The 25,682-nt window shown below is 64.6% G+C and carries 20 protein-coding genes and 1 tRNA gene; 15 read left to right on the top strand and 6 right to left on the bottom strand.

The genetic code is table 11. The annotated features are described in order from the left end of the window. The 4 genes from tuf to nusG all read left to right on the top strand — a co-directional run. On the top strand, positions 1-969 hold a 969-nt coding region (gene tuf, locus ABG80_RS18010), incomplete at its 5' end, for an elongation factor Tu (protein ID WP_058088990.1). Positions 970-995: 26 nt separating this feature from the next. Next, positions 996-1,071: transfer RNA gene (locus ABG80_RS18005), tRNA-Trp, on the top strand. A gap of 96 nt (positions 1,072-1,167) precedes the next feature. Further along, complete coding sequence (secE, locus tag ABG80_RS18000; RefSeq protein ID WP_058088989.1) at positions 1,168-1,551, top strand: preprotein translocase subunit SecE; 384 nt, start codon at positions 1,168-1,170, stop codon at positions 1,549-1,551. Positions 1,552-1,594: 43 nt separating this feature from the next. After that, a complete protein-coding gene (nusG, locus tag ABG80_RS17995; RefSeq protein ID WP_058088988.1) occupies positions 1,595-2,158 on the top strand; it encodes a transcription termination/antitermination protein NusG in 564 nt (187 codons plus the stop codon). Between the two features lie 90 nt (positions 2,159-2,248). Here nusG and ABG80_RS17990 read toward each other — a convergent pair whose 3' ends face one another. From ABG80_RS17990 to ABG80_RS17980, 3 genes are read right to left on the bottom strand one after another with little or no spacing between them, the layout of a single operon-like run. Further along, positions 2,249-4,663 (bottom strand): response regulator, encoded by a 2,415-nt coding sequence (locus ABG80_RS17990; RefSeq protein WP_058088987.1) that lies wholly within the window; start codon positions 4,661-4,663, stop codon positions 2,249-2,251. A 9-nt stretch (positions 4,664-4,672) separates the two neighbouring features. Then, on the bottom strand, positions 4,673-5,101 hold the full coding sequence (locus ABG80_RS17985) for a response regulator (protein WP_058088986.1): 429 nt from the start codon (positions 5,099-5,101) through the stop codon (positions 4,673-4,675). Further along, positions 5,094-6,575 (bottom strand): sensor histidine kinase, encoded by a 1,482-nt coding sequence (locus tag ABG80_RS17980; protein ID WP_058088985.1) that lies wholly within the window; start codon positions 6,573-6,575, stop codon positions 5,094-5,096. Before ABG80_RS17980 ends, ABG80_RS17985 begins: the two co-directional genes overlap by 8 nt. Positions 6,576-6,928: 353 nt before the next feature. Between ABG80_RS17980 and rplK the strand changes: the two genes are divergently transcribed. From rplK to rpoC, 6 genes are all read left to right on the top strand, one after another. Beyond that, positions 6,929-7,360, top strand: coding sequence for a 50S ribosomal protein L11 (gene rplK / locus ABG80_RS17975; RefSeq protein ID WP_058088984.1), 432 nt, complete (start codon positions 6,929-6,931; stop codon positions 7,358-7,360). Next, positions 7,360-8,055 (top strand): 50S ribosomal protein L1, encoded by a 696-nt coding sequence (gene rplA / locus ABG80_RS17970; RefSeq protein ID WP_058088983.1) that lies wholly within the window; start codon positions 7,360-7,362, stop codon positions 8,053-8,055. Before rplK ends, rplA begins: the two co-directional genes overlap by 1 nt. Before the next feature lie 369 nt (positions 8,056-8,424). Continuing rightward, positions 8,425-8,955, top strand: a complete 531-nt coding sequence (rplJ, locus tag ABG80_RS17965) for a 50S ribosomal protein L10 (RefSeq protein ID WP_058088982.1) — start codon at positions 8,425-8,427, stop codon at positions 8,953-8,955. 51 nt (positions 8,956-9,006) lie between these two features. Next, positions 9,007-9,387: a 50S ribosomal protein L7/L12 gene (gene rplL, locus ABG80_RS17960; protein ID WP_058088981.1), complete on the top strand. Its 381-nt coding sequence runs from the start codon at positions 9,007-9,009 to the stop codon at positions 9,385-9,387. 376 nt (positions 9,388-9,763) lie between these two features. Then, complete coding sequence (rpoB, locus tag ABG80_RS17955; protein ID WP_058088980.1) at positions 9,764-13,888, top strand: DNA-directed RNA polymerase subunit beta; 4,125 nt, start codon at positions 9,764-9,766, stop codon at positions 13,886-13,888. Positions 13,889-13,906: 18 nt separating this feature from the next. Beyond that, the gene (gene rpoC, locus ABG80_RS17950; RefSeq protein WP_058088979.1) at positions 13,907-18,151 is read left to right on the top strand and encodes a DNA-directed RNA polymerase subunit beta'; all 4,245 of its coding nucleotides are present in this window, start codon (positions 13,907-13,909) and stop codon (positions 18,149-18,151) included. Between the two features lie 191 nt (positions 18,152-18,342). Here rpoC and ABG80_RS17945 read toward each other — a convergent pair whose 3' ends face one another. The 3 genes from ABG80_RS17945 to ABG80_RS17935 are packed head-to-tail and all read right to left on the bottom strand — an operon-like array spanning position 18,343 to position 21,179. Further along, positions 18,343-18,669, bottom strand: coding sequence for a hypothetical protein (locus ABG80_RS17945; protein WP_058088978.1), 327 nt, complete (start codon positions 18,667-18,669; stop codon positions 18,343-18,345). A gap of 18 nt (positions 18,670-18,687) precedes the next feature. After that, complete coding sequence (locus tag ABG80_RS17940; RefSeq protein WP_160322593.1) at positions 18,688-20,325, bottom strand: ArnT family glycosyltransferase; 1,638 nt, start codon at positions 20,323-20,325, stop codon at positions 18,688-18,690. Beyond that, complete coding sequence (locus ABG80_RS17935; RefSeq protein WP_160322592.1) at positions 20,322-21,179, bottom strand: phosphatase PAP2 family protein; 858 nt, start codon at positions 21,177-21,179, stop codon at positions 20,322-20,324. The genes ABG80_RS17940 and ABG80_RS17935 overlap by 4 nt, the downstream gene beginning before the upstream one ends. Before the next feature lie 125 nt (positions 21,180-21,304). On the opposite strand from ABG80_RS17935, the gene ABG80_RS17930 reads away from it, so the two are divergent. From ABG80_RS17930 to ABG80_RS17910, 5 genes are all read left to right on the top strand, one after another. Then, a complete protein-coding gene (locus ABG80_RS17930; protein WP_058088975.1) occupies positions 21,305-21,553 on the top strand; it encodes a hypothetical protein in 249 nt (82 codons plus the stop codon). Positions 21,554-21,818: 265 nt separating this feature from the next. After that, positions 21,819-22,196: a 30S ribosomal protein S12 gene (gene rpsL / locus ABG80_RS17925; RefSeq protein WP_058088974.1), complete on the top strand. Its 378-nt coding sequence runs from the start codon at positions 21,819-21,821 to the stop codon at positions 22,194-22,196. Between the two features lie 209 nt (positions 22,197-22,405). Next, on the top strand, positions 22,406-22,876 hold the full coding sequence (gene rpsG / locus ABG80_RS17920) for a 30S ribosomal protein S7 (RefSeq protein WP_058088973.1): 471 nt from the start codon (positions 22,406-22,408) through the stop codon (positions 22,874-22,876). A 78-nt stretch (positions 22,877-22,954) separates the two neighbouring features. After that, on the top strand, positions 22,955-25,057 hold the full coding sequence (fusA, locus tag ABG80_RS17915; protein WP_058088972.1) for an elongation factor G: 2,103 nt from the start codon (positions 22,955-22,957) through the stop codon (positions 25,055-25,057). A 267-nt stretch (positions 25,058-25,324) separates the two neighbouring features. Further along, on the top strand, positions 25,325-25,682 hold a 358-nt coding region (locus ABG80_RS17910), incomplete at its 3' end, for a GTP-binding protein (RefSeq protein ID WP_197035014.1).

Here is a 25,682-nt window from a genome sequence, read left to right as displayed (position 1 = left end):
CGCCACTACGCTCACGTTGACTGCCCCGGCCACGCCGACTACGTCAAGAACATGATCACCGGCGCTGCCCAGATGGACGGCGCGATCCTGGTGTGCTCGGCCGCTGACGGCCCGATGCCCCAGACCCGTGAACACATCCTGCTGAGCCGCCAAGTGGGCGTGCCTTACATCATCGTCTTCCTGAACAAGGCCGACATGGTGGACGACGCCGAGCTGCTGGAGCTGGTCGAAATGGAAGTGCGCGAACTGCTCTCCAAGTACGACTTCCCTGGCGACGACACCCCGATCATCAAGGGTTCGGCCAAGCTGGCACTGGAAGGCGACACGGGCGATCTGGGCGAGCAAGCCATCATGCGCCTGGCCGAAGCCCTGGACACCTACATCCCCACGCCTGAGCGCGCTGTGGACGGCACCTTCCTGATGCCCGTGGAAGACGTGTTCTCGATCTCGGGTCGCGGCACCGTGGTGACCGGCCGCATCGAACGCGGCGTGATCAAGGTTGGCGAAGAAATCGAAATCGTCGGCATCGCTGCCACCCAGAAGACCACTTGCACCGGCGTGGAAATGTTCCGCAAGCTGCTGGACCAAGGTCAAGCTGGCGACAACGTGGGCATCCTGCTGCGCGGCACCAAGCGCGAAGACGTGCAGCGCGGCCAAGTGCTGTGCAAGCCCGGCTCGATCAAGCCGCACACGCACTTCACCGGTGAGATCTACGTTCTGAGCAAGGACGAAGGCGGCCGTCACACGCCGTTCTTCAACAACTACCGTCCTCAGTTCTACTTCCGCACGACCGACGTGACCGGCTCGATCGAGCTGCCGGCCGACAAGGAAATGGTCATGCCTGGCGACAACGTGTCGATCACCGTCAAGCTGATCGCCCCCATCGCCATGGAAGAAGGCCTGCGCTTCGCCATCCGTGAAGGCGGTCGCACCGTCGGCGCCGGCGTCGTGGCCAAGATCCTCGACTAAAATCGCCAAACTGGTTTCTTGTCAGCAGGGGTATAGCTCAATTGGCAGAGCGTCGGTCTCCAAAACCGAAGGTTGTAGGTTCGATTCCTACTGCCCCTGCCACTGACTGACCACAGAAACCACCGCTGTCACAGCAGCCCGCAGGCTCCACGAGTCTGCGGGCTTTTGCCTCACTCAACCCCCATCGTTTTGACCGTCATGGCCACCTCGGACATCGATACCGTTTCCACCAGCGCCGACAAGGCCCGGCTGGCCGCTGCCGGCTTGCTCGTGGTGGGTGGCGTGGCGGCTTTCTACCTGCTGGGTCAGCAAAGCCTGTGGCTGCGCGTCATCGCCCTGCTGGTGCTGATCGCCGCCGCCGTGGGCGTGTTCCTCACGTCTTCGCAAGGCAAGGAACTCATTGGCTTCAGCCAGGATGCCATCAAGGAAATGCGCAAGGTCGTGTGGCCAACCCGTCCGGAAGCCACGCAGATGACCCTCTACGTGTTTGCCTTCGTGGTGGTGATGGCCTTGTTCCTGTGGCTGACCGACAAGGGCCTGGAGTGGGTGCTGTACGACCTGATCCTGGGCTGGAAGAGCTGATCCCGATCACCGCGCGCACGAACAACAACCGAGGTTCCGACACATGACTGACGTTCAAGCCGCTCCGAACGCCGCCCCCCTGCGCTGGTATGTGGTGCACGCTTACTCCGGCATGGAAAAGGCCGTTGAGCGCAACCTGCGCGAGCGCATTGACCGCGCCGGCATGCAAGACCAGTTCGGTCGCATCCTGGTGCCCACCGAAGAAGTCGTCGAGGTCAAGAACGGCAAGAAGTCCGTGACCGAGCGCCGTTTCTTCCCCGGCTACGTGCTGGTTGAAATGGTCATGAGCGACGACACCTGGCACCTGGTCAAGAACACCTCCAAGGTCACCGGTTTCGTCGGCGGCGCCAAGAACCGCCCGGCCCCCATCTCGGAAGACGAAGTCATGAAGATCGTCAACCAGATGAAGGAAGGCATCGAGAAGCCGCGGCCCAAGGTCGAGTGGGAAAACGGCGAAGTGGTCCGCGTCAAGGAAGGCCCGTTCACGGACTTCAACGGCTCCATCGAAGACGTCAACTACGAGAAGTCCAAGCTTCGCGTCTCCGTCACCATCTTCGGCCGCGCCACGCCGGTCGAGCTGGACTTCGGTCAGGTCGAGAAGATCTGACGGTCAAAAGACAGCAGACACCAGGCCTGACCGCCTGCGACCACAGGGCTCCCTCGGGAGCCCTTTGTTTTTGCGCTCAGCTCATGCGCCTCACTCCCCCACCCGCGCCGGGATCCATTTCAGCAGCGTCTCGATCAGGTGCTCGGCGATGATGGGCTTGGCGATGATGTCGCGCATGCCGGCCGCTTCACAGCGCGCCTGATCATCGTGCAGCACGGCCGCCGTCATGGCGATGACCGGGGTGGCGTGCCAGGCCGGTAGCTGGCAGATCCGCCGCGTGGCTTCCAGGCCGTCCATCACCGGCATGTGCATGTCCATCAGGATGGCGTCGAAGTCGCCCGGTTGCGCGCGCAGCACCGCGTCCACGGCCTGGGCGCCGTCGCTCACCGTGGTCACGTCCACTTCCACCTGTTGCAAGAAGGCCTGGGCCACCATCTGGTTGAGCGCGTTGTCTTCGACCAGCAGCACGCGCCGCCCTTTCAGGCGCCGGCCGCTCACCCAGGGTGAGGGCGGCTCGGTGTGCACGGTGGGCGGGTGGCGGGCGTCGTGCACCTGTTGCAGGGTGTGGCGCAGCGCGCTGCCCATCAAGGGGTGGCTCAGCAGGCGCACCTCGCCCAGGGCTTCGGTGGCGGCGAGCAGCGCTGGGCGCTGGTGGCCCTCGCCCAGCAGCAGCACGGTGGGCCAGGGCCGTCCGGCGGCTTGCGTGGTCCGGCGCAGGCTCTGCAGGTGCCCGGCGAGTTCTTCGGGCTCCCCCGGCCAGTCGATCAGCAGGGCCTCGACCTCGGGGGTGGCGGACAGCAGGGCGGCTTCGACCTCGGCGGGCTGGCTGCCCCGTTGCCAGCGTTCGGTGGACAGCGCGGGGAGCCGGCGCCACAGGTCGGGCACCTGCGCGGTGGTGCTCCACCAGAAAACGCCAGGCTCTGTGAGGGTGGGGGCGGCGGGGCTGGGCGCCTCGCAGGCAGGCAGGGGCACCTCGAACCAGAACACGCTGCCGTGCCCGAGCTGGCTGCTGAGGCCGACCTCGCCGCCCATCAGCGTCACCAGGTTGCGGCAGATCGACAGGCCCAGGCCGCTGCCGCCGTAGCGGCGCGTGATCGAGGCGTCTTCCTGGGTGAAGGCAGAAAACAGCGCGGCGCAGCGCTCGGGGGCGATGCCGGGCCCGCTGTCGCAGACTTCGAAGCGCAGCCCATGGGGGCGGTGCGGTGTGGGGGCGCGGCGCACCGACAGCGTCACCCCGCCGTGCTCCGTGAACTTCACGGCGTTGCCCAGCAGGTTGTTGAGCACCTGTGACAGGCGCAGCCCGTCGGCCATCACGGCGGTGGGCACCTGGGCGTCGATGTCGACGTGAAAGCTCAGGCCCTTCTGGGTGGTGCGGCCCGAGAACAGGTCCACCGAGCGGCGCACGAGCTCGTCGATCACCAGCGCCTGGGGGTCGATGCGCAACTGCCCGGCCTCCAGCTTGGAGTGGTCGAGGATGTCATCGAGGATGCCCATGAGCGCCAGCGCCGCCTCGTGGGCGCGGCCGATGTCGCCCTGCACCTCGCCGGGCAGGGGCTTGTCCAGCGTCAGGCGCAACAGGCCCAGGATGGCGTTCATGGGCGTGCGGATCTCGTGGCTCATGTTGGCCAGGAAGGCGCTCTTGAGGCGGGCGCTTTCCTGGGCCGCATCGCGGGCCAGGGCCAGCTCGGTCAGGTCCGACCAGCTCACGTAAAAGCCTTGCGTGCGCCCTTGTTCGTCCTTGTCGGGGCGGTACTCCACCCGGGCGATGCGTTCGGGGCGGCCGCCTTGCGCCGGGAGTGGGTGTTCGAACTGCTGAGGTTGACCCTGCAGGGCCAGGCGGATGTGGGGCGCGTGGATGGCGTGCAGCGCCGGGCCCAGCAGCTCCTGCACGGTCATGTCGGCCAGGTGCTGCGGCGCGATGCCGAACCAGGCCTGGTGAGCGACGTTGCCAAAGCGGATGCGCCCGCCCTGGTCCCAGTAGGCGATGGCGTTGGGCGCGTGGTCCAGGATGTCCTGCAGCGTGCGGTCGAGCTGGCGCAGCGTGCGCTCCTGCTCGGCGAGCCGGTGGGCGAGCTGGCGGGATGCTTCTTCCTTGGCGGTGCGGGTCTCCTGCAACTGCAGGCTGCGCAGGATGGCCTGGGTCAGGCGCTCGGCGTCGAGCTGCACCTTGGGCACGTAGTCGGACGCCCCTTCCTGCATCGCTTCGACCACCAGGGCCTCGCTGCCCGCGCCCGTGACCATGATGATCGGGCCGGCGTAGGCGGTGAGCTCGCGGATGGCGCGCAGCAGCGCCGAGCCGGTGGTGTCGCCCAGGCAGTTGTCCAGCAGCACGCAGTCGATGGCCTGGCTGCTGAGGATGCGCATGGCCTCGTTGCCCGATTCGGCCTCCATCATGCGGGCGCACAGGGTGCTGTCGCCCAGGCAGCGGCGCACGCGCTCGCGATCGACGTCGTCGTCGTCGATGATGAGGATCTGCAGTTCACGGGTGGGGCTCGGGCTCAGCATGGATCCGGGTCAGGGGAGTTGAACGGCGCGCCGGTAAACATCCAGCAACTGGGTCAGCTTGGCGAACTGCGGCCCGACCGCCGACTTCACCATGTAGCCGGCGACGTTTTCGTCGTAGGCGCGGCTGCGGTCGGCGTCGGCGCTGGAGGTGGTGAGCACGAAGATCACCTCGTCCCGAAGCCGGGGGTCGGCCCGTGCGGCCTCCAGGAACTCGAAGCCATTCATGCGCGGCATGTTCAGGTCGAGCAGGATCAGGCGCGGCCGCGGGGCCTTGCGCTGGGTGTCCTGTTCGCGCAGCACCTCCAGCGCGGCCTGGCCGTCCTCGACCCAGGTGACGGGGCAGGGGATGCCGGCGCGCTGCATGCTGCGCATGACGGCCTCGGCCGCCACGTCGTCGTCTTCGACCAGCAAAACGTGCAGGGGGCTGGGCTCACTCATCGTTGGTTCTCCTGGGGTACATGGGCCACCACACGCGGAACTGGGCGCCACGCCCCTGCGCCACGGGCGAGACCACATCGATGTGGCCACCATGGGTTTCGGTCATGCGTTTGCACAGCGCCAGGCCGATGCCCGAGGTCTCGGCGCGCCGGCTCGACGACAGCGTCTGAAAGAGCTGGAAGATGCGACGCGAAGCCTGCGGCGGCACCCCGGGGCCGTCGTCGGTGACCGTGATCAGCATGTGGTTGCCATCGGGGTGCGCGGCGACCTGGATGCGGCCCGTGTCCCGGTCGTGGTGCTTGACGGCGTTGTCCAGCAGGTTGCGCAGCACGGTCGACAGCGGCGTGCGCACGGCCTGGAAGCTGCGCGCGTCCAGCCCCGAGGTGTCCAGCATGAAGCGCTCGGGCACGGGCTGCAGCTCGGTGATCTCGGTCACGAGTGCGGGCAGGGAGACGGGGCGGTAATCGGTGTCGGTCTTGCCGGCGCGGGCGTAGCGCAGCAGGTCGTCGATGAGCGACTCCATGCGCTGGATGCGCGGGGTGATGCGTGCCAGGTTGCGGCCGACTTCTTCGGGCTTGCCATCGGCCAGGTCCTGGGTGATCCATTCGACGAGGTCGGCGATGCTGCGCAGGGGCGAGCGCAGGTCGTGCGAGGCCACGTACGAGAACTCCTGCAGATCGGTGTTGGCCTGCTTGAGGTCGGCCTCCAGCCGCTTGCGGGCGCTGATGTCGGTGACCACAGCCAGCGTCATCGCGCGGCCCTGCCAGCGCACCCGGTTCAGGCCGATTTCCACCGCCACCTCGGTGCCGTCGGCGTGCAGCGCGGTCAGGTCCCGCCCCTGGCCCATCATCCGCGCGCCGCCTGCGCTGGCGTAACCCTGCATCAGGCTGGTGTGCTGGGCGTGGTAGCGCTCGGGCACCAGGCGGTGCAAGGGTTGACCACGCAGGGCGTCCGGCGGGTGCCCGAGGGCGGTGCCGAGGGCGGCGTTGCTCTGCACGATCACCCCCATGTCATCGACCAGCATCAGCCCGTAGGGAGAGGCGTCGAACAAGCCCTGGAAGGCCAAGGCCAGGTCGTGGCGGTCGCTCATGTCGACCACCGAGGCCAGCACCATGCGCGCGCCCGCCGGGGTGACCAGCGGCGTCAACCCGATCTCGACCGGGAAGACGTGGCCGAGGGCGTGCTGGCCGTTGAGGACGCGGCCTTCGCCCATGCGGCGGCGGCTGGGCGCGGCCAGGAACTGGCGCCGGTGTTCGACGTGCTGTGCCCGCAGGGCCTCGGGCAGGAGGATGTCGACCGATCGCCCGATCAGCCACTTTGCAGGGTGCCCGAACATGCGGCTGAGCTCCTGGTTCACGGAGGCGATCGCGCCATCTGCAGAAATCAGGATGAAGCCATTGGCCGCTGCATCAAAGGCCTGGGCCAGGATGGCGGGGCTGACATCTGCCGACGACGCTGGCAGGGGGTTGTCCATGCGTCATCTCCTCCCTCGGGATTTGGTTTTCATGTGGACGGATCTGACCGACCAACCTGCTCAGGTTATGCCGGGCGGCATGCTTGCGGAAGGGGGTGCCAACGGCCCCACCTGCGTCAGGGATTTGGGTGTTCACACAGCTGGCGTGGCCACTGGCTTGCGTTTCCAGTCCGCCCGCCATAGAATGGAGGGCTTTTGTCCGCTTTGGCGGGCACGTTTTTCAGTCGCCGACGCATGCGCGACATGAGGAGCCCGGATGGGCGCCTGCTGAGTTTTGACTCTTGCGGGCATCGAACCGGGCGCTGGCACTCGACCAATTCCGACAGGCCGTTGGGTTGGTTCAAGGAGAAAACATGGCCAAGAAGATTGTCGGCTTCATCAAGCTGCAAATCCCGGCCGGCAAGGCGAACCCGTCGCCCCCGGTTGGTCCCGCGCTGGGTCAGCGTGGTCTGAACATCATGGAGTTCTGCAAGGCGTTCAACGCCCAGACCCAAGGCGTCGAGCCGGGTCTGAAGCTGCCCGTGGTGATCACCGCCTACGCAGACAAGTCCTTCACCTTCATCATCAAGACGCCTCCGGCGACCGTGCTGCTGAAGAAGGCTGCCAAGATCGACAAGGGCTCGCCCCGTCCCCAGGCTGACAAGGTCGGCAAGCTGACCCGCGCTCAGCTGGAAGAAATCGCCAAGACCAAGCAGAAGGACCTGACCGCTGCCGATCTGGACGCCGCTGTGCGCACGATCGCCGGTTCCGCCCGTTCGATGGGCATCATCGTGGAGGGCGTGTGATGGCCAAGCAAACCAAGCGTCAAAAGGCACTGCCCCAAGTCGACAGCACCAAGCTGTACGCCCTGGACGAAGCCCTGACCCTCATCAAGTCCGCTGCCAACGCCAAGTTCGATGAATCCATCGACGTGGCCGTGCAGCTGGGCGTGGACGCCAAGAAGTCGGACCAAGTGGTGCGTGGCGCCGTCGTGATGCCCAACGGCACCGGCAAGACCAAGCGCGTGGCCGTGTTCGCCCAAGGCGCCAAGGCTGAAGAAGCCAAGGCCGCCGGCGCTGACGTGGTCGGCATGGAAGACCTGGCTGAGCAAGTCAAGGCTGGCAACATCAACTTCGACGTGGTCATCGCCTCGCCGGACACGATGCGCATCGTCGGTACCCTGGGTACCGTACTGGGTCCCCGTGGCCTGATGCCCAACCCCAAGGTCGGCACCGTCACCCCCGACGTCGCCACCGCTGTCAAGAACGCCAAGGCTGGCCAGGTCCAGTTCCGCGTCGACAAGGCCGGCATCATCCACGGCACCATCGGCCGTCGCTCGTTCGACGACGCCAAGCTCAAGGGCAACCTGGCAGCTCTGCTGGAAGCCCTGAACAAGCTCAAGCCCGCTTCGTCGAAGGGCGTCTACCTGCGCAAGGTGGCCGTGTCCTCGACCATGGGTCTGGGCGTGCGCGTCGACGTCGGCAGCATCAGCGCCGAGTGATAGGTGCCTGACCGCTGAAAGGCGGTCAAAACAACACAGCCTGTGCGCGCGCTTCGGCGCCCGACGGGCCGGGTCCTTGCGAGTCTGGCAGGGGTGCCCGAAAAGAATTGGTGGGCTGCGACCCCGTGGCAACGCGGGGGGCGCAGGCCATCAAAGACCGTAGGCGTGTGTGGCGTGCTTGTACAGGCGCCGCGCGCTTAATCAACCCCGGTTGGCCTACGCAGATGGCGCACCCGCTGTTGAAGCTTCCCTGGGGTCATTGCCTGGCCCCTGGGTTCCTGAGGCAGAAGGTCGCTGCATCCGGTGTGCCTCGAGGCGCCCGTCCCTGGTGGGGTGGTTGTCAAAAGGCACGTTTTTGAGGAGTAGACCTTGAGTCTCAATCGCAACGAGAAAGAAGCCGTCATCGCTGAAGTGGCTGCCCAAGCGGGCAAGTCGCAGACGCTTGCACTGGCTGAGTACCGCGGTCTCACGGTGGCTCAACTGGATCAGCTGCGCAAGAACGCCCGTGCCCAAGGTGTGTACCTTCATGTCCTGAAGAACACCCTGGCCCGTCGCGCTGTTGCCGGCACCCCGTTCGAAGTCGCCGCCGAGAGCATGAGCGGCCCGCTGATCTACGGCTTCTCCGAAGACGCCGTGGCAGCTGCCAAGGTGATCGCTGACTTTGCCAAGGGCAATGACAAGCTGGTCATCAAGGCTGGCGCTTACGCTGGCAAGGCACTGGACGCCAATGGCGTCAAGTCGCTGGCCTCCATCCCGAGCAAGGAAGTGCTGCTGGCCCAGATCTGTGGCCTGCTGCAATCGCCGATCTCGGGTCTGGCACGCGTGCTGGCTGCTGTGGGCGAGCAAAAGGGTGGCGGTCAAGCCGCTCCCGCCGCCGCAGAAGAAGCCCCTGCCGCCTGAGCAACCGCTCCGCACTGAATTTCAACATCCAACCGATTTTAGGAACCCAAAATGGCATTCGATAAAGACGCATTCCTGACCGCCCTGGACAGCATGTCTGTGATGGAACTCTCCGAGCTGGTCAAGGCCATCGAAGAGAAGTTCGGCGTGTCCGCTGCCGCCATGGCCGCTCCCGCCGCTGGTGGCGCTGCTGGCGGTGGCGCTGCTGCTGCTGAAGAAAAGACCGAATTCAACGTCGTCCTGACCGAAGCTGGCGCCAACAAGGTCGGCGTCATCAAGGCCGTGCGCGAAATCACCGGTCTGGGCCTCAAGGAAGCCAAGGACCTGGTCGACGGCGCTCCCAAGAACGTCAAGGAAGGCGTGGCCAAGGCCGACGCCGAAGCTGCCGTCAAGAAGCTGGTCGAAGCCGGCGCCAAGGCCGAACTGAAGTAATTCAGTGTTCGCCTGGTGGGTGCATGTCGCGCCCGCCTCGGCGAATGCCCGGTGATGGCCGGGTCAGACAGCTGCCTCCGTAAGGGGGCAGCTTTCGGCTTTTCAGGGGGTAAAACCCTGAGCACACTCGAAAGGCCCTCAGTGGTTGTACACTGGAGGGCTTTTCGAGTGTTCTCTGAACCGACTGCGGAGAACTGGTTTGGTCGAGCCTGGGTGCAATGCCCGGGTTGTCTGCCAGCGGTTGGTAGTGGCCAACCACCAAGCCTCGGACGCAAGGTCCGAACGGCCAGTCGCCGAACAACGGGCTGTTTCCTTGGCCGGGAATCAGCCTGAATTCGAAGCGGAACGCCCACCGGGCGACCGAAACGGAGAGTTTATGGCGCAAGCAACCCCCTACAGCTACACCGAGCGCAAGCGGATTCGCAAGAGTTTCGGCAAGCGCGGCAGCGTTTTGAACGTGCCCTATCTGCTGACGATGCAGAAGGATTCGTACGTCGCATTCCTCCAGAAGGAGGTGCCGCCGCAACAACGCAAACCCGAAGGCCTGCAAGCCGCTTTCCTCTCGGCGTTCCCCATTGTTTCGCACAATGGCTTCGTCGAGATGAAGTTCATCGAGTTCAACATCGCCAAACCGGCGTTCGATGAGCGTGAGTGCCAGCTGCGGGGCCTGACCTTTGCGTCGGCCGTGCGTGCACGCCTGCAGATGATCATCTACGACCGCGAGACCTCCACGCCGTCGTCCAAGGTCGTCAAGGAAGTCAAGGAGCAAGAGGTCTACATGGGCGAAGTGCCCCTGATGACCGACTACGGCTCCTTCATCATCAACGGCACCGAGCGCGTCATCGTGTCGCAGCTCCACCGTTCGCCTGGCGTGTTCTTCGAGCACGACAAGGGCAAGACCCACTCGTCCGGCAAGCTGCTGTTCAGCGCCCGGATCATCCCTTACCGTGGTTCTTGGCTCGATTTCGAGTTCGACCCGAAGGACCTGCTGTACTTCCGCGTGGACCGTCGCCGCAAGATGCCGGTGACGACCCTGCTCAAGGCCATCGGGATGAACAACGAGCAGATCCTGTCGACCTTCTTCCAGTTTGACCACGTCAAGCTGATGGACGCAGGTGCTCAACTGGCTTTCGTGTCCGATCGCTTCAAGGGCGAAGTCGCCCGCTTCGACATCACCGACAAGTCCGGTGCCGTCGTCGTCGAGAAGGACAAGCGCATCACCGCGCGCCACACCCGCGCCCTGGAGCAGTCCGGCACCACGCACCTGAGCGTGCCCGAAGACTTCCTGCTCGGCCGCGTGCTGGCCAAGAACCAGGTCGACCCGGACACCGGCGAGCTGATCGCCAAGGCCAACGAAGAGCTGACCGAAGCGCTGCTCAAGAAGCTGCGCGTCGCCGGCATCCGTGACCTGGAAATCCTGTTCACCAATGAACTGGACCAAGGCGCCTACATCTCGCAAACGCTGGCCACCGACGAAACCGCCGACGAGCTGGCTGCCCGCGTCGCCATCTACCGCATGATGCGCCCCGGCGAGCCGCCGACCGAAGACGCCGTGCAGGCCCTGTTCCAGCGCCTGTTCTACAGCGAAGACACGTACGACCTGTCGCGCGTGGGGCGCATGAAGTTCAATGCCCGCGCCGGCATCGACTCGCCGACCGGCCCGATGACCCTGTCCAACGACGACATCCTGCGCGTCGTCAAGATCCTGGTCGAGCTGCGCAACGGTCGCGGCGAAGTCGACGACATCGATCACCTGGGCAACCGCCGCGTGCGCTGCGTGGGCGAACTGGCCGAAAACCAGTACCGCTCGGGCCTCGCTCGCATCGAGAAGGCCGTCAAGGAACGCCTGGGCCAGGCCGAGACCGAAGCCCTGATGCCGCACGACCTGATCAACTCCAAGCCGATCTCTGCGGCTCTGAAGGAGTTCTTCGGTGCCTCGCAGCTGTCGCAGTTCATGGACCAGACCAACCCCCTGTCGGAGATCACGCACAAGCGCCGCGTCTCCGCCCTGGGCCCGGGTGGTCTGACCCGCGAACGCGCCGGCTTCGAAGTGCGCGACGTGCACCCGACCCACTACGGCCGCGTGTGCCCGATCGAAACGCCTGAAGGCCCGAACATCGGCCTGATCAACTCGCTGGCCCTGTACGCTCGACTGAACGAGTACGGCTTCCTCGAGACGCCGTACCGCCGCGTCAACGACGGCCAGACCACGATGCAGATCGACTACCTGTCGGCCATCGAAGAAGGCAAGTACGTGATCGCGCAGGCCAACGCCTCGCTGGACGCACAAGGCCGCCTGACCGACGAACTCGTGTCCGCTCGCGAACACGGCGAATCGGTGCTGACCAGCCCCGAGCGCATCCAGTACATGGACGTGGCCCCGACCCAGATCGTGTCGGTCGCTGCCTCGCTCGTGCCTTTCCTGGAGCACGACGACGCGAACCGCGCACTGATGGGCGCCAACATGCAGCGTCAGGCTGTTCCCACCCTGCGCCCTGAAAAGGCCTTCGTGGGCACCGGCGTCGAGCGCGTGGCCGCCGTCGACTCGGGCACCGTCGTGGTGTCCAAGCGCGGTGGTGTGGTGGACTACGTCGACGCCAACCGCGTCGTGATCCGCGTCAACGACAACGAAACCGTTGCCGGCGAAGTGGGCGTGGACATCTACAACCTCATCAAGTACCACCGTTCCAACCAGAACACCAACATCCACCAGCGCCCCATCGTGCAGCGTGGCGACGTGGTGGCGGTGGGCGACGTGATCGCCGACGGCGCATCGACGGACCTGGGCGAACTCGCCCTGGGCCAGAACATGCTCGTGGCCTTCATGCCCTGGAACGGCTACAACTTCGAAGACTCGATCCTGATCTCCGAGCGCGTCGTCGCCGAAGACCGCTACACCTCGATCCACATCGAGGAGCTGGTGGTCATGGCTCGCGACACCAAGCTGGGCAGCGAAGAAATCACCCGCGACATCCCGAACCTGTCTGAGAACCAGCTGGCTCGCCTGGATGAATCCGGCATCGTCTACGTGGGCGCCGAAGTCGGCCCCGGCGACGTGCTGGTCGGCAAGGTGACCCCGAAGGGCGAAACCACCCTCACGCCTGAAGAGAAGCTGCTGCGCGCCATCTTCGGCGAGAAGGCGTCCGACGTGAAGGACACCTCCCTGCGTGTCGACCAAGGCACCATGGGCACCGTCATCGACGTGCAGGTCTTCACCCGCGAAGGCATCCAGCGTGACAAGCGCGCCCAGCAGATCATCGACGATGAACTCAAGCGCTTCCGCCTGGACCTGAACGACCAGCTGCGCATCGTCGAGGCCGACGCCTTCGACCGGATCCGCAAGCTGTTGATCGGCAAGGTTGCCAACGGTGGCCCCAACAAGCTGGCCAAGGGCACGACCCTGGACGACGCCTACCTGTCGTCGGTGGACAAGTTCCACTGGTTCGACATCCGTCCTGAAGACGGCGAACTGGCCAACCAGCTGGAATCCATCAAGAACTCGCTGGAGCAGACCCGCCACAGCTTCGACCTGGCTTTCGAAGAAAAGCGCAAGAAGCTGACCCAAGGCGACGAGTTGCCCGCTGGCGTCTTGAAGATGGTCAAGGTTCACCTGGCCGTCAAGCGTCGCCTGCAGCCTGGCGACAAGATGGCCGGCCGTCACGGCAACAAGGGTGTGGTCTCCAAGATCGTTCCGATCGAAGACATGCCCTACATGGCCGACGGCACCCCCGCCGACATCGTTCTGAACCCGCTGGGCGTGCCCTCGCGGATGAACGTCGGTCAGGTGCTGGAAGTGCACCTGGGCTGGGCCGGCAAGGGCATCGGTCAGCGCATCGGCGACATGCTGCAGCGCGAAGCCGCCGTGGCCGAACTGCGCAAGTTCATGGAAGAGCTCTACAACACCTCGGGCAAGAAGGAAGACATCGCTTCCCTGGCCGACGAGGACGTGCTCAACATGGCAGCCAACCTCTCCAAGGGCATGACCTTCGCCACCCCGGTGTTCGACGGTGCCAAGGAAGAGGAAATCCGCTCGATGCTGCAGCTGGCCTACCCGGCCGACATCGCCAAGGCCAAGGGCCTGACCCCGACCCGCACGCAGGCCATCCTGCACGACGGTCGCACCGGTGAAGCCTTCGAGCGTCCCGTCACCGTGGGCTACATGCACGTGCTGAAGCTCCACCACTTGGTGGACGACAAGATGCACGCCCGCTCGACCGGTCCGTACTCGCTCGTCACGCAGCAGCCGCTGGGTGGTAAGGCGCAGTTCGGTGGTCAGCGCTTCGGTGAAATGGAAGTGTGGGCTCTCGAGGCTTATGGCGCCGCTTACGTGCTGCAGGAAATGCTCACGGTCAAGTCGGACGACGTCAACGGCCGCACCAAGGTGTACGAGAACATCGTCAAGGGCGAGCACGCCATCGAAGCGGGCATGCCCGAGTCGTTCAACGTGCTGGTCAAGGAAATTCGTTCGCTCGGTATCGACATCGAGCTCGAGCGCAACTGATAGGAATAGGAGAGCCCCATGAAAGGTTTGCTGGACCTGTTCAAGCAATTCACGCCCGATGAGCATTTCGATGCGATCAAGATCGGGCTGGCTTCGCCCGAGAAGATCCGCTCGTGGTCTTTCGGCGAAGTGAAGAAGCCTGAGACCATCAACTACCGCACGTTCAAGCCCGAGCGTGACGGTCTGTTCTGCGCCAAGATCTTCGGCCCGATCAAGGACTACGAGTGCCTGTGCGGCAAGTACAAGCGCCTCAAGCACCGCGGCGTGATCTGCGAGAAGTGCGGCGTCGAGGTGACCCAGACCAAGGTCCGCCGTGACCGCATGGGCCACATCGAGCTGGCCGCTCCGTGCGCCCACATCTGGTTCCTGAAGTCGCTGCCGTCGCGTCTGGGCCTCGTGCTCGACATGACCCTGCGCGACATCGAACGCGTGCTGTACTTCGAGGCATACGTGGTCGTCGACCCCGGCATGACCCCGCTCAAGAAGTTCAGCATCATGTCCGAGGACGACTACGACGCCAAGCGTCGCGAGTTCGGCGATGAATTCGAAGCCCTGATGGGCGCCGAAGGCATCCAGAAGTTGCTGGCCGAGATGGATCTCGACATCGAGATCGACAAGCTGCGCAACGACATGACCGGCTCCGAGCTGAAGGTCAAGAAGAACTCCAAGCGCCTGAAGGTCATGGAGGCCTTCAAGAAGTCCGGCATCAAGCCGAACTGGATGGTCATGGAAGTCATGCCCGTGCTGCCGCCGGACCTGCGTCCGCTGGTGCCGCTGGATGGTGGCCGCTTCGCGACCTCCGACCTCAACGACCTGTACCGCCGCGTCATCAACCGCAACAACCGCCTGGCCCGTCTGCTGGAGCTGAAGGCTCCCGAGATCATCGTGCGCAACGAAAAGCGCATGCTGCAAGAGGCTGTGGACTCGCTGCTGGACAACGGCCGCCGTGGCAAGGCCATGACGGGCGCCAACAAGCGTGCCCTCAAGTCGCTGGCCGACATGATCAAGGGCAAGAGCGGTCGCTTCCGTCAGAACCTGCTGGGCAAGCGCGTCGACTACTCTGGTCGTTCCGTGATCACCGTGGGCCCGACCCTCAAGCTGCATCAGTGCGGCCTGCCGAAGCTGATGGCGCTTGAACTCTTCAAGCCCTTCATCTTCTCGCGCCTGGAAGCCATGGGCATCGCCACCACCATCAAGGCGGCGAAGAAGGAAGTCGAATCCGGCACCCCCGTGGTGTGGGACATCCTCGAAGAGGTCATCAAGGAGCACCCGGTTCTGCTGAACCGCGCCCCGACGCTGCACCGCCTGGGCATCCAGGCCTTCGAGCCCGTGCTGATCGAAGGCAAGGCCATCCAGCTGCACCCGCTGGTTTGCGCCGCCTTCAACGCCGACTTCGACGGTGACCAGATGGCCGTTCACGTGCCGCTGTCGATCGAAGCGCAGATGGAAGCCCGCACCCTGATGCTGGCCTCCAACAACGTGCTGTTCCCCGCCAACGGTGAACCCTCGATCGTGCCGTCGCAAGACGTGGTGCTGGGCCTGTACTACGCCACCCGCGAGCGCATCAACGGTCGCGGCGAAGGCATGGTCTTCTCCGACATCCCCGAACTCCAGCGTGCTTTGGACAACGGCGTGGTCGAGATCACCGCCCGCATCAGCGTGCGCCTGACCGAGTACACCAAGGACAAGGCCACGGGCGAGTTCATCCCTGAGACCAAGCTGGTGGCCACGACCGTCGGTCGCGCCCTGCTGTCCGAGATCCTGCCCAAGGGCCTGCCTTTTGCGAACATCAACAAGGCGCTCAAGAAGAAGGAAATCTCGCGCCTGATCAACACCTCCTTCCGCAAGTGCGGCCTGAAGGAAACCGTGGTGCTGGCTGACAAGCTGCTGCAAAACGGCTTCCGCCTGGCCACGCGCGCCGGCATCTCGATCGGCATCGACGACATGCTGGTGCCCAAGCAAAAGTACGAGCTGATCGAGCGCGCCGAGAAGGAAGTCAAGGAGATCGAGCAGCAGTACGTCTCCGGTCTGGTGACCGCTGGCGAGCGCTACAACAAGGTCGTGGACATCTGGGGCAAGACTGGCGACGAAGTCGGCAAGGTCATGATGTCTCAGCTGTCCAAGCAAAAGACCATCGACCGCGAAGGCAAGGAAGTCGATCAGGAATCGTTCAACTCGATTTACATGATGGCCGACTCCGGTGCCCGCGGTAGCGCGGCCCAGATCCGCCAGTTGGCCGGCATGCGCGGCCTGATGGCCAAGCCTGACGGCTCGATCATCGAGACGCCCATCACGGCGAACTTCCGTGAAGGCCTGAACGTGCTTCAGTACTTCATCTCGACCCACGGCGCACGTAAGGGCCTGGCCGACACGGCGCTGAAGACCGCGAACTCGGGTTACCTGACCCGCCGTCTGGTCGACGTGACGCAAGACCTGGTGGTCACCACCGACGATTGCGGCACCGACCAAGGCATCAACACCCGCGCGCTGGTCGAAGGTGGTGAAGTCATCGAGTCGCTGCGCGACCGCATCCTGGGCCGCGTGCCCGCGATCGACGTGCTGCACCCCGAGACTCAGCAGGTGCTGGTCACCGCCGGCACCATGCTGGACGAAGACGTCCTGGACGAGCTCGAAGCCGCTGGCGTCGACGAAGTCAAGGTCCGCACCCCGCTGACCTGCGCCACGCGCTTTGGCCTTTGCGCCAAGTGCTACGGTCGCGACCTCGGCCGCGGTGGCCTGGTGAACTCCGGTGAAGCGGTTGGTGTGATCGCCGCCCAGTCCATCGGTGAGCCCGGCACGCAGCTAACCATGCGGACCTTCCACATCGGTGGTGCCGCTTCGCGCGCCGCCATCGCATCCAGCGTGGAAGCCAAGTCGGACGGCATCATCGGATTCAACGCCACGATGCGCTACGTCACCAACGGCAAGGGCGACCTGGTGGTGATTTCGCGTTCCGGCGAAATCGTCATCTCCGACCAGCACGGCCGTGAGCGCGAGCGTCACAAGGTGCCATACGGCGCCACGCTCAACGTCAAGGCCGACCAGACCGTCAAGGCTGGTCTGGTGCTGGCCACCTGGGATCCGCTGACCCGCCCGATCATCACCGAGTTCGCCGGCAAGGCCAAGTTCGAGAACGTCGAAGAAGGCGTGACCGTGGCCAAGCAGGTGGACGAAGTGACCGGCCTGTCGACCCTGGTCGTGATCGACCCGAAGCGCCGCGGTGCTGCCAAGGTCGTGCGCCCGCAGGTCAAGCTGCTGGACGCTTCCGGCTCCGAGGTGAAGATCCCGGGCACCGACCACGCCGTGACCATCGGCTTCCAGGTTGGCGCGCTGATCCAGATCCGCGACGGGCAAGACCTCTCGCCTGGTGAAGTGCTGGCTCGCATCCCCATCGAAGGTCAGAAGACCCGCGACATCACCGGCGGTCTGCCGCGTGTGGCCGAGCTGTTCGAAGCCCGCAGCCCCAAGGACAAGGGCTCGCTGGCCGAGATCACGGGTACCGTGTCTTTCGGCAAGGAAACCAAGGGCAAGGTTCGCCTGCAGATCACCGACCCCGAAGGCAAGGTCTGGGAAGACCTGGTCCCGAAGGAAAAGAACATCCTGGTGCACGAAGGCCAGGTGGTCAACAAGGGCGAATCCATCGTCGACGGTCCGGCCGACCCGCAGGACATCCTGCGCCTGCTGGGCATCGAAGAGCTGGCTCGCTACATCGTCGACGAAGTGCAGGACGTCTACCGTCTGCAGGGCGTGAAGATCAACGACAAGCACATCCAGGTGATCGTTCGCCAGATGCTGCGCCGCGTGCAGATCGTCAACCCGGGCGACACGCACTACATCGCTGGTGAACAGGTCGAGCGCTCCGAGCTGCTGGACACCAACGACAAGATGCGCGCCGAAGGCAAGATGATCGCCACGCACAGCGATGTGCTGTTGGGCATCACCAAGGCCTCGCTGTCGACCGACTCCTTCATCTCGGCCGCTTCCTTCCAGGAAACGACCCGCGTGCTCACCGAGGCTGCCATCATGGGCAAGCGCGACGAGCTGCGTGGCCTGAAGGAAAACGTCATCGTGGGTCGCCTGATCCCCGCCGGCACCGGCATGGCCTTCCACCAGGCTCGCAAGGCCAAGGAAGAGATGGACGACACCGAGCGTCGCGCCATCGCCATGCAGGAAGCCCAGGAACGTGCCGCCATGGAACTGGCTGCGCTGGACGAAGCTTCCGGCGATGCCGCCCCGAGCGAAGGTGGCGCCACCGCCGAGTGACGCACAAGGGCCGATGCCAGTCAGCACTGGCGTCGGTCCGAGATTCGGTTGCCGGGCTGGTTGAATGCCTCGGCCATCCAGTGCCCCAATGACAAGGGCCCCGACCAAAATCGGGGCCCTTGTTTCATTTCAAGCGATCACACGGCGCGTGTGTGATGGGCACTCGTCAGGCAACGGGGTGACGCCGGGTGTCAGTCGCTGTCACGCCCGCTGCCAAGCCCTGGGTGGGGCCAGTTCAGCAGCTCCGCCAGCCGGGTCACCACCCAGGTGGCCTCGGCTTCGCTGACGCCCGACTCCGGGGTCAACAGGCCTTGCTGGCAACGCGCCAGCACTTCGTGCGTCTCGGCGCCGATCTCCACATGCACGCTCTGGCAATGCGTGGTGAGGTGCTGGGCCAGGTCTTCACAAAGCTCGTGGCGAGAAGCCACCTCGCGTGGCGGCAGGGTCCACCGACCGCGTGCATCGCGGTACAGGGCCTGAAAACTCGGGGCCACGTAAACCTGGTTGTCGTCGCTCATGGGATGGGCTTGCCTTGATCAGGGACTTGGTGCGGGCGTTGCACCAGTGGCTTTCGGCGCCTCTTGGGGGGCACCCCCTCCCTGCACGGCCAAGCGCTCGACCAGCGCAAAGCCTCGGCGCTCCGCGACGATGACCACCGGGTCCTCGGGCTTCAATCGGTCCTTGCGCACGAGTGCCAACTGGCCCGGCAAGGGTTCTCGGGATGGCGTTGGCGCCCCGAGGTAGAAAGCGAAGCTCGGTTGCCGCGCACGCCATTGCACCACCTCGGCACCCCGCGCCTGGGCAATCTGGGCCAGCTCGTGCACGGGGGACTGCAGCGTGCTGGCCCACCAGGGCAACACACCGTGCACCACCCAGAAGGCACCCAGCAGAGCGCCCAGCACCGCGCGTTCAGCGGGCGCCCGACGTGGCCAGCACCAGATCGCCAGCCACACTCCGCCCACCGCCACCACCTGCCACCATGCGGGCCCAGTTGGCGCGCTTTCCAGCAAGGTCCGGTAGAGCGGGTCCTTGGTTTGTGTGGCCAGCCAGCCCGCCACGTGCTGGCTCCAGGAGAGGCCGGCGAACAGCAGCAGTTGGCACATGGCCAGCGCCCAGGCCATGCCGCGCGAGCGCAGCTTGGCCAGCGCACCCGCCATCAAGATGAGCAGTGGTGTCGTGCCGTACAGGAGGTAATGCGGCAGCTTGGTGCTGGAGAAGGTGAAGAACAGCAACGCGAACCCGGACCAGCACAACAAGAACCTGCTCACGGGTTCTGCCCACAAAGCGCGCCAGTTCGCCAACACAGAAAGAAGCAGCGGCGTCCAGGGCAGGGCCAGCAGGGGGGCGACGATCAGCGTGTAGTGGGCCTGTCCGCCGTGCCCTTCTCTGGTTTGCAAGAAGCGGTTGACGTTGTGCTGCAAGATGAAGCCGTCGACAAAGGCCATGCCGTGTCGGTGCAGTGCGTAGGCGTACCATGGCGTCGCCACGCCAAAAAAGATGACCCAGGCCCAGGCATCGCCGAGCACCTGCCGCAAACGCCCGGCCTGACCCGATGCCAGCAGGTAGACCACCACCGAGGCGCCGGGCACCAGGCACGCCACCGGGCCTTTGGTGAGCACACCCAGGCCCATCCACAGGAAGGCGCGTCGCAGGGGGCGTCGGCTGCCATCGGACAGGTGGCGCCACAGGTCCAGGCAGGCCCAGCACATCAGCGCGTTGAGCAGCGCATCCGCTGTGGCCGCGCGACCGATCAGCATCACGCCCACCGAGGTGGCCACCACCACGGCCGCCACGCGTTCGGCCCGTTGGTCGGCCCAAAGCTGGGCAAACCGCACGGCTGCCAGGCACCACATCAAGGCAGCGCAGGCCGAGGGCAGGCGAGTGGCCGCTTCGGTCACACCAAAGATCGCCAAGCCCAGCGATTGCAGCCAGTAAATCAGGATGGGTTTGTCGAACCGGTCTGCGCCATTGAGCGTGGTGTGCCCCCAGTCGCCGCTCGACAGCATCTCGCGCGAGGCTTCCGAGAAGGCGCCCTCGTCCACATCCAGCAGTGGTGCGCTGTCCAGGCCCAGCAGCCACAGCGCCATCAGCAAGCCCACCCACAACCAGGCGGGCCACCAGTCCAGCACGCCGCGGGATGCCTGAGCGGTGTTGGGCAGCGGGCGGGAACTCAAACTGCGCCCTCCTGGTGGGCGGGGCGTTGCGACGCCAGCCACCAGCGCCAGGCGCCCCATGTGCTCAGTGCCATCACCCCGCACTGCACCCCGAGGGGCACCACCCAGCCCTGCTTGCTCAAACACACGTAAAGCCCAAAGGCGGGCAGGCTCAGCGCCACGGCCTTGCAAGTGGAGGGTTTGCGCAACCACCCGGCCAAATGGACGCTGGCCTGCAGTCGCCAAGCCACCGGAGCGAGCAGCAGTCCCAACCCCGAGCCGACCAGCACGTCGCTGGGCCAATGGGCTCCGACCACCACGCGCGAGAGCGCCTGCAAAGCCGCCAGCGCCCACCAAAGGTGACGCCAGAGGGTCGCACGCCCCTCTTCATGGAGCACCAACAGCACCGCCACGGCCCAGGCGGTGGCAGAGTGTCCGGAAGGCATCGACCCCTTTTTGAGGACCTTGCCAATGACCTGGAAGACAGGGTGATCGGGCCCGAAATAGGTGGCGGGTCGGTCAACGTGAAGCACCCGCTTCATGGTGTGAACGACGATGCCGCCGATCAGCAGCGCCAAGATCAGCGCAGCCACCCGCCTGGGCTCTTCGGCGCTCAGGCTGGTCAGCAGCACGAAGCCGCAGATCCCCAGCCCCGACCAGGTCAGGAAGGCCCATGGCACCGGCCAATCGCGCAGCGAGACCTGGAGGTCAAGCAGTGTTTGCCGATCCAGCTCTCGGCCTGCCAGGGCCAAAGCGGCGCCAAGCGCCATGACCAAGCAGGCCGTGGCCCAACCGAGCCAGGGCACAGGGGTGGACGTTGCCCTTTTCGACGGATCGGGTGCCTGCAGCATGGCCGCAGATTGTAGTTGCGACATGTGGCAATTCGGCCTTGGCAGACATCCGCCCCCGGAATGCAATCCGTTACAAGGGTTTCCCCCCCTGTTTTGCGTGTTTACCCTTAACATGGCGCATCGCTTCACTTTCTCCTTAGGAGTGCACCATGGCTCAAACCCTTGCTCGTTTCCCTGGCTCCACCGCCCAGCGTCAGCAGTTGCGCCTGGAAAAGGTGGGTGTGATCGGTGGCTTCCTGGTCGGCCTGGGCCTTGCGGCTGGCGTCGTCAGCGGTTTGATGGCTGACTTGGGCGCGCCGGACGCGCTGGCTTTTGCCGCCGTCGCCTTGACCGTTGCCGCCGCCACCCGCCTGGGCTTGTCTGCGGCGGCGGCGCTGTCGCGAAAGCTCGCGGACTGAGGCGACCGCCTCCCTGCCGGTCCTGGATGGGTCGGCTCGCCAGCTCGCTGGCACCGACCGCATGGGGCCCTTCGGGGCCCTTTTTGTTTCTGTCTCCACGGTGCTGGAGGCGGCCAGTTGCAATGCGGCGTCCTGCCGCTTACAATGGAAGGCTTTTCGGCTTTTAGCCTGGCGCCTTCGTGGGCGCTTGGGTGAAGAGCCGTTTTGTGCTGGCAGCGGTTGGCCGCCGCCAGTGAAATCAACGGGAACCAACAGGAATCAATCGATGCCTACCATCAACCAGCTCGTGCGCCACGGCCGTCAGGTCGAGGTCACGAAGTCCAAGTCGCCTGCGATGCAGAATTGCCCGCAGCGTCGTGGCGTGTGCACCCGCGTGTACACCACCACCCCCAAGAAGCCTAACTCCGCTCTGCGTAAGGTCGCCAAGGTGCGCCTGACCAACGGTTTCGAGGTCATCTCCTACATCGGCGGCGAAGGCCACAACCTCCAAGAACACAGCGTCGTGCTGGTTCGCGGCGGCCGTGTGAAGGACTTGCCCGGTGTGCGCTACCACATCGTGCGTGGCTCCCTTGACCTGCAAGGCGTCAAGGACCGCAAGCAGTCGCGCTCGAAGTACGGCGCCAAGCGTCCGAAGAAGGCCTGATCGGCCCTCTGAGCAAAACAAGATTCGGTCGTCTTCACCGGCCTGTCACCCGAAGGTGGCACGCTCGAGAAGAGAAGGCCGAGGTGGCGGTTCTGCCGGAATGGTCCGGTCTGAACTGAGTAAGTGGAGTCTGTTGATCAGTCTCCAGATGCAGGCAAAAGTGATCCGCGATCCAGCCCGCATCAACTGAAGCATTGAAAGGAAACGAAATGCCTCGTCGTCGCGAAGTACCCAAGCGTGAAATCCTGCCCGATCCCAAGTTCGGATCGGTCGACCTCTCCAAGTTCATGAACGTGATCATGGAATCCGGCAAGAAGGCTGTGGCCGAGCGCATCATCTACGGTGCCCTCGAACAAGTCGAAAAGAAGGCCGGCAAGGATCCGCTGGAAATCTTCAACATCGCTCTGAACAACATCAAGCCCGTGGTGGAAGTCAAATCCCGCCGCGTGGGTGGTGCGAACTACCAGGTTCCCGTTGAAGTTCGCCCCGCCCGTCGCATGGCCCTGGCCATGCGCTGGCTGAAGGAATCGTCGCGCAAGCGTTCCGAGAAGTCGATGGCCCAGCGTCTGGCCAACGAACTGCTCGAGGCCTCTGAAGGCCGCGGCGGCGCGATGAAGAAGCGTGACGAAGTGCACCGCATGGCCGAAGCCAACAAGGCCTTCTCGCACTTCCGTTTCTAAACCACCACCCCTGCAGCATCCACTGCAGCGGCGCCGGGCTCCAACAGGGCCCGGCGCCGTGACACTTGGAGTGACACCATGTCCCGCAAGACCCCGATCGAGCGCTATCGCAACATTGGCATCTCTGCCCACATCGACGCCGGCAAGACCACCACGACCGAGCGCATCCTGTTCTACACCGGTGTGAACCACAAGATCGGTGAAGTGCACGAAGGCGCAGCCACCATGGACTGGATGGAGCAGGAACAAGAGCGCGGCATCACCATCACGTCGGCCGCGACGACCTGCTTCTGGAAGGGCATGGACATGTCCTACCCCGAGCACCGCTTCAACATCATCGACACCCCGGGTCACGTGGACTTCACCATCGAGGTGGAGCGTTCCATGCGCGTGCTCGACGGCGCCTGCATGGTGTACTGCGCCGTGGGCGGCGTTCAGCCCCAATCCGAAACCGTCTGGCGTCAGGCCAACAAGTACGGTGTGCCCCGTCTGTCGTTCGTCAACAAGATGGACCGCACCGGCGCGAACTTCTTCAAGGTCTATGACCAGCTCAAGCTGCGCCTGAAGGCCAACCCTGTGCCCGTGGTGATCCCCATCGGTGCCGAAGACAACTTCCAGGGCGTGGTCGACCTCCTGAAGATGAAGGCCATCTTCTGGGACGAAGCTTCGCAGGGCATGAAGTTCGACTACCGCGACATCCCCGCCGAGCTGCAAGCCGACGCCAAGAAGTGGCGTGAAGGCATGGTCGAGGCCGCCGCCGAAGCCAACGAAGAGCTGATGAACAAGTACCTGGAAGAGGGTGACCTCTCCGAGGAAGAGATCAAGCTGGCTCTGCGTCAACGCACCATCGCCTGCGAAATCCAGCCGATGCTGTGCGGCACCGCCTTCAAGAACAAGGGCGTGCAGCGCATGCTCGACGCCGTCATCGACTACCTGCCCTCGCCCGTGGACATCCCCCCGGTCGAAGGCACCGACGAAGACGACCAGCCCACCAGCCGCAAGGCCGACGACGCCGAGAAGTTCTCGGCCCTGGCCTTCAAGCTGATGACCGACCCGTACGTCGGCCAGCTGACCTTCGTGCGCGTGTACTCGGGCGTGCTGAACTCTGGTGACTCCGTCTACAACCCCATCAAGGGCAAGAAAGAGCGCATCGGCCGGATCCTGCAGATGCACGCCAACGAGCGTGAAGAAATCAAGGAAATCCTGGCCGGCGACATCGCCGCCTGCGTGGGCCTGAAGGACGTGACCACCGGCGAAACGCTGTGTGATCCCGAAGCCATCATCACCCTGGAAAAGATGGTCTTCCCCGAGCCCGTGATCGCACAGGCGGTGGAGCCCAAGACCAAGGCCGACCAGGAAAAGATGGGCATCGCCCTGCAACGCCTGGCCGCTGAAGACCCGTCCTTCCGCGTGCGCACCGACGAAGAATCCGGTCAGACCATCATCGCCGGCATGGGCGAGCTGCACCTGGAAATCATCGTCGACCGCATGAAGCGCGAATTCGGCGTGGAAGCCAACGTCGGCAAGCCGCAAGTGGCCTACCGTGAAACCATCCGCAAGAAGGTCACGGACGTCGAAGGCAAGTTCGTTCGCCAGTCCGGTGGTAAGGGTCAGTACGGTCACGTCGTGCTGACCGTCGAGCCGCAAGAGCCCGGCAAGGGCTTCGAGTTCGTCGACGCCATCAAGGGCGGCGTGGTGCCTCGCGAGTACATCCCTGCGGTCGAGAAGGGCGTCATCGACACCCTGCCGAACGGCGTGCTGGCTGGCTACCCCGTGGTCGACGTGAAGGTCACCCTGACCTTCGGTTCGTACCACGATGTGGACTCGAACGAAAACGCGTTCAAGATGGCCGCTTCGATGGGCTTCAAGGACGGCTGCCGCAAGGCTTCGCCCGTGATCCTCGAGCCGATGATGGCCGTGGAAGTCGAAACGCCTGAAGACTACGCTGGCACCGTGATGGGCGACCTGTCCTCGCGTCGCGGCATGGTCCAAGGCATGGACGACATGGTCGGCGGCGGCAAGATCATCAAGGCAGAGGTTCCTCTGTCTGAAATGTTCGGCTACTCCACCAGCCTGCGTTCGGCCACCCAAGGTCGTGCCACGTACTCCATGGAGTTCAAGCACTACTCGGAAGCCCCGAAGAACGTGGCTGACGCGATCATCACCGCGCGCGCGAAGTAAGGCCCACCCCCTGCGCGCTTCGCGCGCCCCCTCAAGGGGGCACAGCCATCGGGCCGGCAAAGCCGGATCCTTGGCTGTCGCTGGATCAAAACCAGTGGTGCGTGGCGGGGGGTGTTGGTGCCGAGGGCGGGTGTTAGCATCCGCCCTCTCAAAAATCAAAGCCGGTCTTCGGCGCCACGCAAGTGGTTGGCTCGCTGCCCATGGCGGCCAGTGCTGGAGACCTTAAACACGCATGGGCGACTGTTCTTTGCTCTCTAGGAGAATCAAATGGCAAAAGGTAAATTCGAGCGGACCAAGCCGCACGTGAACGTCGGCACCATCGGTCACGTTGACCACGGCAAGACCACCCTGACGGCTGCCATCGCAACCGTGCTGTCGAAGAAGTTCGGCGGCGAAGCCAAGGCGTACGACCAGATCGACGCAGCGCCTGAAGAAAAGGCCCGCGGCATCACCATCAACACCGCTCACGTCGAGTACGAAACGGCCAACCGCCACTACGCTCACGTTGACTGCCCCGGCCACGCCGACTACGTCAAGAACATGATCACCGGCGCTGCCCAGATGGACGGCGCGATCCTGGTGTGCTCGGCCGCTGACGGCCCGATGCCCCAGACCCGTGAACACA

It is taken from the genome of Aquabacterium parvum, assembly GCF_001447195.1.
Lineage (GTDB): Bacteria > Pseudomonadota > Gammaproteobacteria > Burkholderiales > Burkholderiaceae_C > Aquabacterium > Aquabacterium parvum.
Note: the sequence above shows the minus strand (reverse complement) of the source record. Positions and strands in the feature narration are given on the sequence as shown.

Coding starts and splice junctions, on each gene's coding strand:
- secE (WP_058088989.1), top strand. CDS start 1,168: ATGGCCACCTCGGACATCGATACCGTTTCCACCAGCGCCGACAAGGCC.
- nusG (WP_058088988.1), top strand. CDS start 1,595: ATGACTGACGTTCAAGCCGCTCCGAACGCCGCCCCCCTGCGCTGGTAT.
- ABG80_RS17990 (WP_058088987.1), bottom strand. CDS start 4,663: ATGCTGAGCCCGAGCCCCACCCGTGAACTGCAGATCCTCATCATCGAC.
- ABG80_RS17985 (WP_058088986.1), bottom strand. CDS start 5,101: ATGAGTGAGCCCAGCCCCCTGCACGTTTTGCTGGTCGAAGACGACGAC.
- ABG80_RS17980 (WP_058088985.1), bottom strand. CDS start 6,575: ATGGACAACCCCCTGCCAGCGTCGTCGGCAGATGTCAGCCCCGCCATC.
- rplK (WP_058088984.1), top strand. CDS start 6,929: ATGGCCAAGAAGATTGTCGGCTTCATCAAGCTGCAAATCCCGGCCGGC.
- rplA (WP_058088983.1), top strand. CDS start 7,360: ATGGCCAAGCAAACCAAGCGTCAAAAGGCACTGCCCCAAGTCGACAGC.
- rplL (WP_058088981.1), top strand. CDS start 9,007: ATGGCATTCGATAAAGACGCATTCCTGACCGCCCTGGACAGCATGTCT.
- rpoB (WP_058088980.1), top strand. CDS start 9,764: ATGGCGCAAGCAACCCCCTACAGCTACACCGAGCGCAAGCGGATTCGC.
- rpoC (WP_058088979.1), top strand. CDS start 13,907: ATGAAAGGTTTGCTGGACCTGTTCAAGCAATTCACGCCCGATGAGCAT.
- ABG80_RS17945 (WP_058088978.1), bottom strand. CDS start 18,669: ATGAGCGACGACAACCAGGTTTACGTGGCCCCGAGTTTTCAGGCCCTG.
- ABG80_RS17935 (WP_160322592.1), bottom strand. CDS start 21,179: ATGTCGCAACTACAATCTGCGGCCATGCTGCAGGCACCCGATCCGTCG.
- ABG80_RS17930 (WP_058088975.1), top strand. CDS start 21,305: ATGGCTCAAACCCTTGCTCGTTTCCCTGGCTCCACCGCCCAGCGTCAG.
- rpsL (WP_058088974.1), top strand. CDS start 21,819: ATGCCTACCATCAACCAGCTCGTGCGCCACGGCCGTCAGGTCGAGGTC.
- rpsG (WP_058088973.1), top strand. CDS start 22,406: ATGCCTCGTCGTCGCGAAGTACCCAAGCGTGAAATCCTGCCCGATCCC.
- fusA (WP_058088972.1), top strand. CDS start 22,955: ATGTCCCGCAAGACCCCGATCGAGCGCTATCGCAACATTGGCATCTCT.